Annotated in this window: 11 protein-coding genes; 4 read left to right on the top strand and 7 right to left on the bottom strand. The window is 29.2% G+C overall.

Features of this window, described 5'->3' with window-relative positions:
* Positions 1–317: 317 nt before the first annotated feature.
* The 5 genes from C7J89_RS13170 to C7J89_RS13150 are packed head-to-tail and all read right to left on the bottom strand — an operon-like array spanning position 318 to position 2,471.
* Positions 318–506: a hypothetical protein gene (locus tag C7J89_RS13170; RefSeq protein ID WP_103294770.1), complete on the bottom strand. Its 189-nt coding sequence runs from the start codon at positions 504–506 to the stop codon at positions 318–320.
* A 41-nt stretch (positions 507–547) separates the two neighbouring features.
* Positions 548–994: a DUF334 domain-containing protein gene (locus C7J89_RS13165; protein WP_371860706.1), complete on the bottom strand. Its 447-nt coding sequence runs from the start codon at positions 992–994 to the stop codon at positions 548–550.
* A complete protein-coding gene (locus tag C7J89_RS13160; RefSeq protein WP_103294780.1) occupies positions 972–1,919 on the bottom strand; it encodes a relaxase/mobilization nuclease domain-containing protein in 948 nt (315 codons plus the stop codon). Before C7J89_RS13160 ends, C7J89_RS13165 begins: the two co-directional genes overlap by 23 nt.
* Positions 1,906–2,106 (bottom strand): hypothetical protein, encoded by a 201-nt coding sequence (locus C7J89_RS13155; protein ID WP_103294772.1) that lies wholly within the window; start codon positions 2,104–2,106, stop codon positions 1,906–1,908. Before C7J89_RS13155 ends, C7J89_RS13160 begins: the two co-directional genes overlap by 14 nt.
* A complete protein-coding gene (locus C7J89_RS13150; RefSeq protein WP_103294773.1) occupies positions 2,088–2,471 on the bottom strand; it encodes a plasmid mobilization protein in 384 nt (127 codons plus the stop codon). The genes C7J89_RS13155 and C7J89_RS13150 overlap by 19 nt, the downstream gene beginning before the upstream one ends.
* A gap of 323 nt (positions 2,472–2,794) precedes the next feature.
* On the opposite strand from C7J89_RS13150, the gene C7J89_RS13145 reads away from it, so the two are divergent.
* From C7J89_RS13145 to C7J89_RS13130, 4 genes are read left to right on the top strand one after another with little or no spacing between them, the layout of a single operon-like run.
* A complete protein-coding gene (locus tag C7J89_RS13145; protein ID WP_103294774.1) occupies positions 2,795–3,154 on the top strand; it encodes a plasmid mobilization protein in 360 nt (119 codons plus the stop codon).
* A gap of 24 nt (positions 3,155–3,178) precedes the next feature.
* Positions 3,179–4,252, top strand: coding sequence for a DNA (cytosine-5-)-methyltransferase (gene dcm / locus C7J89_RS13140; RefSeq protein ID WP_103294775.1), 1,074 nt, complete (start codon positions 3,179–3,181; stop codon positions 4,250–4,252).
* Complete coding sequence (dcm, locus tag C7J89_RS13135) at positions 4,249–5,202, top strand: DNA (cytosine-5-)-methyltransferase (RefSeq protein ID WP_103294776.1); 954 nt, start codon at positions 4,249–4,251, stop codon at positions 5,200–5,202. Before dcm (C7J89_RS13140) ends, dcm (C7J89_RS13135) begins: the two co-directional genes overlap by 4 nt.
* Positions 5,203–5,250: 48 nt before the next feature.
* Positions 5,251–6,810 (top strand): hypothetical protein, encoded by a 1,560-nt coding sequence (locus tag C7J89_RS13130; protein ID WP_103294777.1) that lies wholly within the window; start codon positions 5,251–5,253, stop codon positions 6,808–6,810.
* Between the two features lie 593 nt (positions 6,811–7,403).
* On the opposite strand, the gene C7J89_RS13125 is transcribed toward C7J89_RS13130, so the two are convergent.
* Both C7J89_RS13125 and C7J89_RS13120 read right to left on the bottom strand, forming a co-directional pair.
* Positions 7,404–7,901: a helix-turn-helix domain-containing protein gene (locus tag C7J89_RS13125; protein ID WP_103294778.1), complete on the bottom strand. Its 498-nt coding sequence runs from the start codon at positions 7,899–7,901 to the stop codon at positions 7,404–7,406.
* Between the two features lie 30 nt (positions 7,902–7,931).
* Complete coding sequence (locus C7J89_RS13120; protein WP_103294779.1) at positions 7,932–8,789, bottom strand: replication initiation protein; 858 nt, start codon at positions 8,787–8,789, stop codon at positions 7,932–7,934.
* Positions 8,790–8,847: the final 58 nt, after the last annotated feature.

The following is an 8,847-nucleotide window of genomic DNA, read 5'->3' as shown; positions in this document are numbered from 1 at the left end:
TTTTATTACTATAACACTAATTTGATTAACAATAAACATTAAAAGGGACTTTTATAAAAAAAGTCCCTTTTAATGTGGCAAAAAGTCCCTTTTAATGTGGCAAAAAGTCCCTTTTAATGTGGCAAAAAGTCCCTTTTAATGTGGCAAAAAGTCCCTTTTAATGTGGCAAAAAGTCCCTTTTAATGTGGCAAAAAGTCCCTTTTAATGTGGCAAAACCCTTGTCTCTCTAAGGTTAGACATCAATCTAAAAAGGTTTTAAAAATATTTTAAAAAGTTATTATAAATGTCATTAAATTTTCTCGGCATAAATGCGTGTTCTACTTTTGTGAAGATTTCTTAAAAATACCAATAAACCAAATAATTAAAAGACACACTAACACACCAAAAAGAAGTCCATCTAAAAGTTTAAAAGATAATTTTTCAGGTGTTGGAAGTAAATAATTCATTGTACAACGAAGCATAATTGCTAATACTAATGCTTTTAAAAAGTAATTAATCTTACCCACCTATTCCACTCCTTTTTAAGCAAACTTCATCACATTACTTTTTAATCATGGAACTTTGCTCTAATCCATTCATACAAGCCAATAAACAGACCTATAGCGAGTATATAAGGTAAACCATAAGCAATATACCAAACAAATGTCATAAAGCCCTCAGACGCTCTTATTTTGCTCGCTATGGCTTTCTGTAATATATCTACATGTAAGAACCTCATAAAGTCACTACCAATCGTCATAATCAAAGCAAATAACATAAAAACTAACAACATAGCCCCAATACCTGTAAATAATTGTTTTTGCCTTTTCTGATAATGTTCATATGACGTTCTCACTTTACGTAACATTTCTTCGTTTTCGTCTTGAACTTTACGTATATCTTTTCTTATTTCTGCTTGTATATCTTCAGTATTCACTTTACCTAACTTTTCTGTTGCTATATCAACAAAATCATTATGTGCTTGAATACCACTAGAGCGAAAGACCTCCGCCATCTCTTTCAATTTCGATGTTATTACTTCTTGTTCTTTCTCTCTCGTTTTCTGATTCTCCTGCATTTCTGCCAGATAATTTACGATGAGCTTGTTTTGTCTCTTGAGCTCGTTCAACTCTTCGCTGCTTAAGTTGTTTTGTGTGTTGTTCGAGTACATCCCAATTGACTTTGATTCCGTCTGCGTATTCGGGTTCTCTTTGTTGTTCTTGATGTCTTTCATGCTCATAGTCAATCGCCCCTTTTTCATAATCTGAACCTAGCGTTCTTCCACGTACCCATTTATTTGCATTTTCAGGCTTATATGAGATTGTTTCGCCACGAAGTTTAACTTCTATGCCTTTTTCTTTTAAATGCTCTGAAAACGTCTCTAAATTGCTTGTATGAGCTTTTGCATTTTCAATGTGATCACGCAATTCATCTTTCCAAGAATATTCATCTCTATCAAACACAATGCCTTTTTCTGCTTGTGTGTATCTCATTTTGGCAGTGCCACGCTCTGTCACACTCAAACCATGTTCACGACAGACATTATCATTCTCTTGTTTAACTAATTCACGTTGTTTTTTATTACTTTGATATTTCTTACCAGTTTCTAAATCAACTGAATTAATCACAATATGATTGTGATAATGGTCTTTATCTGTATGCGTATAAACTGCTACTTGATGATTCGGTGCTATCTTCTCGGCTAATTCTAAACCTAGTTGATTACATTGTTCTGGTGTGACTTCGTTAGGTTTAAAAGATTGAATCACTGTATGTGCTTGAATCCCATTTTCTTTGCCATACAAAGCTCTTGTTTGTTTGAAAGCCGATTTTGCATAATCTACATCGCAATTCAAACCACTTTTTTCTTCTGCACGTTTTTCTGCGTAATTGATTGCCCGACTTGCCGATTTGGTATTACCTAATTTAGTAGTTGCGATATTCATCACTTCGATTCTTTTTAGGTGCAAAAATTGCTTTTAAAATATGCAAAATCATAATAATAAATAAAAAAACAATAAACCAAATATTATTAGTGAAACCTGAAAATATAACTAAACCAATATAAATAATTGCCAATATACCAATAATAATATTAAAAATTAATCTCAATTTAGACTTTGCCATATCTCATCCAACCTCTCACGAACAGCATTAATATTATGTTCTAAGCCCTCATAATTTGGTGCATCATGTTGATGTTGATTGCAATATTTAGCAATCTGATTCACATTCGCCCCTAACTTACTTAAATCTTTGGCCATCGATTGTCGCGTCTCTTTATCCAATTTGGGCGCTACCAATCGACTCCCATGTGCCTTTTTCTTAACAAAATTCGGCACACTCATATTCAAAGTTTCGGCCGATGACCTTAACTTTTCATATTCGGATTCGCTCACTCTGAAACTAATTTGTTTTGGCTCTTTGCGGTTGGGTTTTTGGTTTTCCCCAACAGACAAATCGCTAGCCAAATTATTATCATGTTCACTCATTCAATCCCACCACGTTTCTTCGAAATATATGACTTTCTATATTTGCAGATTATAGGATAATCAACAAAATTTCAAGTAATAATGTGGTTTGGCAAGCGTCGTATATTCTAGCCACTTCGTTCTGAATATACCGGCTTGATGGGGATATCCCCATTCCCCTTATGTATTTTTGTTAGCACAAAAATAGTGGCTAATTGCTAGCCACTCATAGTTCTAAAATAAATTATTCCCATTATTGTAATGTAATACTTTTGTATGCTATAATCCTCAGAATAAAAGACTACAAATGTATTCTTTATTTAAACTTGATTTGAGGTGTTAAAGTGTCTAGAAAAGATAATCAAAAAGAGAAAGTATTAACTTTACGTGTCAGTTATAATCAATATGAAAAGATTCAGCAATTAGCACAAATAAGAGAAATGAATATTACAGAATATATTCGTAATTCAGCAGTAGGGAATCGTATTAAGCCTACAGTGATTGAAACTGATAATCTAGATAAAGAACAGCGAATACAACAGTTGAAAAAAGAACTAAATAAAGCTAAAGAGCATGAAGAAACTTTACGTCACTTTTTAAAGTGTGTACAAAACAATGGAGAATATATTAATATTTCAAAATATGAAAATGATGAAATGTTAAAAAATAGAATTAGAGAAGCGATGGAAATACTTATAAAATAATAATGAGTAATAGGAAGTGACAAAATGAATATAGTATCTTTGTTTTCTGGTATAGGAGGATTTGAAGCTGGTATTCAAAATTCTAACTTAAAAAGTAAATTTATTTTTTCTTCTGAAATAGATAAATTTGCTCAAACATCATATGAAATAAATTTTAACGTAAAGCCTCAAGGAGATATCACTAAAATTCATGAATTTCTTATTCCAGATCACGATATTTTAACGGCCGGATTTCCATGTCAGTCTTTTAGTATTGCAGGGAAAAGAAGAGGATTTGAAGATACAAGAGGTACTTTGTTTTTTGATATAGCTAGGATAATTAATTGGAAGAAACCTCAATATATAATTTTAGAAAACGTTAAAAATTTAATTTCACATGACAACGGACAAACAGTATTAAAAATATTAAGAGTATTATCTGATATGAATTATACGATAGATATAAAAATATTGAATTCGAAAGATTTTGGTACTGCACAAAATAGAGAAAGAACTTATATTATTGGGGTTTTAGATTATCCTGAAGAAGATTATGATTTAAGATATATTACTGCCCCTAATCAAAGAAAATTAAAAGTTTTTTTGAATGAAAATGAATTCAAAACTTTTAACTTTAATTTAGATAACAAGAATTTTAAAAATGTTGTATTAGAAGACATTTTAGAAGATGATAAAAAAGTAGATGATAAATACTTTTTCAATAAAATAACTACTGAACATATTAATACATTTGAAAGCAACAAAGATATTACAAATAAGGATGGTATTATTAAACTTTTTGATATACCAAAAGTATTGCATAATGATAATGAAAGACAGAGAAGAGTGTATTCTTCAAAAGGTTTAGCTCCAACTGTTTTGGCACGAACAGATTCTGCAAAAGTATTGGTAGAAAATGGTAGAGATAAACGAATTAGAAAATTAACCCCGTTGGAGTGCTTTAGATTACAAGGATTCACAGATGAATTTTATTTTAATTTGAAAAATAATGGTTTGAGCGATAACCAATTATATAAGCAGGCGGGGAATGCAGTTACTACAACAGTGATAACCGCAATAGCAGATAAGCTGAAAGAGATTGCAGAGGTGAAAAAATGAACTTTATTGACTTATTTTCTGGTATAGGAGGATTTCGAATAGCTTTAGAGGATGCTGGTGGTAAATGTGTTTTTTCAAGTGAAATTGACAAATATGCACGTGAAACGTATAGGATGAATTTTAATGAAATTCCACATGGTGATATTACTGAAATAGTATCAAAAGATATACCTGATCATAATGTTTTAGCTGCTGGATTTCCCTGTCAGCCATTTAGCTTAGCCGGTAAAAGGCTAGGGTTTGAAGATGCAAGAGGTACCTTGTTTTTTGAAATATTAAAGATTTTGAAGTCTAAGAGACCAGAAAGTTTTATATTAGAAAATGTAGCTGGAATTGTTAACCATGATTCAGGTAAGACTATAAAAGTTATAGAAGACTCTTTAAAAAATATAAATTATAGGTTTGAGTGGAAGCTACTAAATGCTAAAGACTATGGAGTACCACAAAATAGAAATAGATGGTATTGTATAGGCGTTGATAATGAAAAAAAATATTTAAAAAATTTGAATATCGAAAAGATATTTCCGAAGCCGAAAGATTTAAAATATACTATCGATGATATTATAAAATATAATGATGATGAAGCTTATCAAATTAGCGAAATAGCTAAAAGAAATATTAAAAAATTTAAAAATTTATATTTGGAAAAGAACTCGATGATAAGTAATTCGTTAATAGCTAATAATATAAGGCCTTCAAAAGTAAGTTTTAGTTCAAAGGGTATAAGTCCTTGTTTAACGGCAAAAATGGGTACTGGAGGGAATAATGTACCAGTAATTGAAAAATGGAATAGAAAATTGACTGAAAAAGAATGTTTGATGCTTATGGGATTCCCTAAAGAATTTAAAATTAAAGAAAATTATAGCCAATCTTACAAGCAAATTGGCAATAGTGTAGTTGTACCAATAATAAAAGATATTTCAAAGAATTTAATTAATTCTTTGAAATAAATATTGTATACCGCTCTCTTATGCTATCTTAAATAAGAGGGTTTTTTTATGGAAGAAAGAATAAAAGGATCAAATTTACATGGCAATAAAAATGAAGAGTTATTAGTCAAGTATTTAGATGGAAAAAAACTGAGTGATTTAAATACTAATATGAAAAATTTCATTAACTTTATTATTCAAGATAAGGAAATAAGTTTTTCTAAGGAAGATATTATTAAATCTTATTTAGTTACTAATAACAAATTTAAGCAAGATATTATTATTGTTTTACAAGGTGAAGAATATAACGTAAGTGTGAAAATGGGAACAGGTAACAGTGTTCACCAGGAAAAAATAGAGGATTTTATTAATTATTTGAAAAATGCTTATAATATATCAGAAACCTTAGCAAACGATTTTAGATTAAGTATATGGGTGGATGGAACTTTAGATGGAAAAGGTGATGTTAATAATAGATTTAAAATTTCTAAATTAAAAGAATTATATCCTGAAAGTAAGGAAAGAATCCAAAAATTTTTAAATGAGAATAGAAAAGAATTAATAACACATTTTATAAAAGTAGGAAGACATAACAGCCACGTAGACTATATATACCACGGATCAATCAATAATGGTTCTTGGATATCGATTGATCAATTAATTAATTATAATTTAGATTATGCGACTGATTTAAATAAAGCAAGAGCAGCTTTACCAATAGGAAGAATGAGTATTCAACCATGGAATCCTGTTTTGAATGGGAATCCTAAAACAGAACATAAACGTGGGCAAATTCAAGTTAAATATACTAGTATGGAAAATGATTTTACTTATTTAATTGAGAGAAATAGTGAAAACAAAGGAACATACTTAGGAGATAAAGAAGAATTTTCTATTTCGCAAGTTTTAAATAAGAATAAGAAGCATAAGTTTTGGAAGGCAATGAACTTACACAATAAAAATTCAAATTTATATGCTATAAAAGTTTCTAGTAAAGTAGTATCATGTTTAAGTGAAAAAAAAGTATTACCGAAAGCAGATGTATATATAGTTGAAGCAGAAATAAGTAGAAATTATCTTTTATCTAAAGAGTATCATTTAGATGAAGATGATCTAAATGATTTTAAATATAAGATTATTAAAGAAAGTGGTATTTCTGTGAAAAGAAAAGATTCTAAAAGCTATACTTTCGCAAAATTCACACCTAATACGTTCAAAAAATTATTTGAAGAACGAGAAGATAGTCTTATTTTATCTCTATCAGTATTTTTATATATAAAAGAAGCAAAAGATAATATAAAAATACTTCAAGGGTTAGGTTTAACTGAAGAAAATTTATGGGATTATCTTATAGCCGAAGGTTTTGCTAAAACTAAAGGTGATATCACTGATGAAGATGAAGTGAAGTATATCAAAAAGTTTTTGAATAATAAGATGAGAAAAGTCATTGAAAACAATCCATCTATTAAAGCTGCTATATTTGCTGGAAAGGGTTTATATGAAGAACCTTATCCAGCAAGTTTCATAGTGAAACATGGTGAACTAACTAATGAAATTGTAACAGAATACAGTATTACTAGAGGATCTGGGTTAAGTAAAGGAAATTATACTATAATATTTAAACCTTAAAAAACCCGTCTTTATGTTTAAGTATACTATATACATTTTAGCTACCTATAATATGTAATTATGTCAACCAATCGAAAAGCCTCAAATACTGATAAATCAGTATTTGAGGCTTTTTATGTTCGGCGCCGTTTATTCATATTTTATACATCTTTGTTATCACACGTTTTCATATTCTTTCATTTGCTGTTCGTGTGTATATTTATGTATGAATGATATAAGTGTTAATGTCACTTGTATCATTCATACATATGTTAATCATACATCCATACACTACATTTATGATTGAATTTTAGGGCATGGATGAGATTTTGTTATAATAGAAAAGCACTTCCTGTGCAGAAAGGAGGTGCGATGTACAAATGAATATTGCACTTTTTGTTCTTACGATAGTCATTTGTCCTATTATTACAGGGATAATCTCAAATTATCTCTATGATAAATTCAAATGATAAAAGAAAACCCCCACAAAGCTTTGGACGGCTGTGGGGGTTTTTTGATGTACAAAGAACATCACACTTTTTGTTAAGTTCAGTATATCGTGTATGTTCTCCTTTGTAAAATGTTCTCGTTGTCTATCGTTTATTTACGAGAAGTTATTTTTTCTTAAATAGTTTTGAGAATAAAGATTGCTTTTGTTCATTTTGAGTGGTTTTATTCGGCATAACAATATCTTCTTTTTCTTCTGTAATCTCTGTTTCTATTTTTTCATTATTACTTAAGATATTTTGGCTATTTAAGTTTAATGATTGTTCTTGTTTTAATGCGATCGTCAAATCATCTATTTGACGATTCTTTTGACGAATTTCTGACTCTAAATGAGCTATATAATTATCTATATAGTCTTCTGTTGCAGTTGTTTTAGATGTTTTTTTATTTGACGTTTTTTTGTCGAATTTTGCCGATTTGTTTGACGATTCTTTTGACGTTTTTTTAATTGGCAATGATTCTAAATAAGCTATTATTTCATCATCAATTAATGTCTTATTACCTACTTTTTTCACTTTAAAATTTGAAGGTAGATTTTTCAAATGGTAATGAATCGTCTGTTTAGATACGTCTAAAACTTCAGAAACTTCTTTGACCGTTTTCATTCAATAACACGTCCTATTTTTTACCTTTAGTTAATTCTCTTCCTTTTTCATTTTCTCTAAAAAGGCTTGACGTTCTTCTGCTGTGAACTGTCTTTTTTGATTTCTATATTGATCTTCTGGTCTATTTTCTAACCATTTTGGTGTTAATTCACGATTTCTGTATTTAAAGGAGTTATCTTTATTATGCCCCTGAGCTTGTCGTTTTGAATGGATTCTTTTTTCAGGTGTGAAAGTAAATTCTAGCCATTCGATTTTACGTCCTTTTTTGGCTTTAATTTTATTAATTCTTAAGTTTGAAAAAATGAAACTCAATTCTTGTATAATAGGTTTTAAAACGCGTTTTGTAATATCATTCATTTGATATGATGTAGGAATATCTAGTCTTTTTTTAAAATCTTCCATCTTTAACTTCATGTAACCGGTATGTTTGTATTGCTTTAGTAATCTAAACATATTTTTGGAATAAGTAGATTTTAACTGTGTCATTTCTCTTAGTTCAAATTTAGTGAAATTGTTCGTTATAGAATTAAGTATGTGCTTTAAATTAGGTGAAGTAGATATTTCTAAATATTGATCTTTTTTATGTATTTTATAGTGATTAAATAATACAAATCTTTCTATAACTTCATCATCCTCATAAGATATAGTTAATTGCAGCATTTTTTGATATACATCATCTAAATCACTAATAAATCTATTAATATTTCTAGTGTTTTCACTATAGTTACTCAATTTTTTTAAATCAGTAAAAGATAGATGTAATGTATTGGTATCTTGTTCTTTAAGTTTATTACACATTGCAAAAAAAAGATTAATCTCAGTACTTGTAAAACGACGCAACGGAACTAAATTCATATCATTTTTATATACAACTGTTTCTTCATACATATAATATCAAACTCCCTAAAGGGACTTATTATTATTATGACCCCTTTATAAAATTATT

Origin of the sequence: Staphylococcus kloosii, from assembly GCF_003019255.1 — a bacterium.
Lineage (GTDB): Bacteria > Bacillota > Bacilli > Staphylococcales > Staphylococcaceae > Staphylococcus > Staphylococcus kloosii.
The sequence above is the reverse complement of the archived record's forward strand: the minus strand, read 5'-3'. Positions and strand labels throughout refer to the sequence as shown.

Bases quoted from the DNA above. Each gene is read 5' to 3' on its own strand.
- C7J89_RS13165 (WP_371860706.1), bottom strand. From the start codon at position 994: ATGGCGGAGGTCTTTCGCTCTAGTGGTATTCAAGCACATAATGATTTT.
- C7J89_RS13155 (WP_103294772.1), bottom strand. From the start codon at position 2,106: ATGGCAAAGTCTAAATTGAGATTAATTTTTAATATTATTATTGGTATA.
- C7J89_RS13150 (WP_103294773.1), bottom strand. From the start codon at position 2,471: ATGAGTGAACATGATAATAATTTGGCTAGCGATTTGTCTGTTGGGGAA.
- dcm (WP_103294775.1), top strand. From the start codon at position 3,179: ATGAATATAGTATCTTTGTTTTCTGGTATAGGAGGATTTGAAGCTGGT.
- dcm (WP_103294776.1), top strand. From the start codon at position 4,249: ATGAACTTTATTGACTTATTTTCTGGTATAGGAGGATTTCGAATAGCT.
- C7J89_RS13130 (WP_103294777.1), top strand. From the start codon at position 5,251: ATGGAAGAAAGAATAAAAGGATCAAATTTACATGGCAATAAAAATGAA.
- C7J89_RS13125 (WP_103294778.1), bottom strand. From the start codon at position 7,901: ATGAAAACGGTCAAAGAAGTTTCTGAAGTTTTAGACGTATCTAAACAG.
- C7J89_RS13120 (WP_103294779.1), bottom strand. From the start codon at position 8,789: ATGTATGAAGAAACAGTTGTATATAAAAATGATATGAATTTAGTTCCG.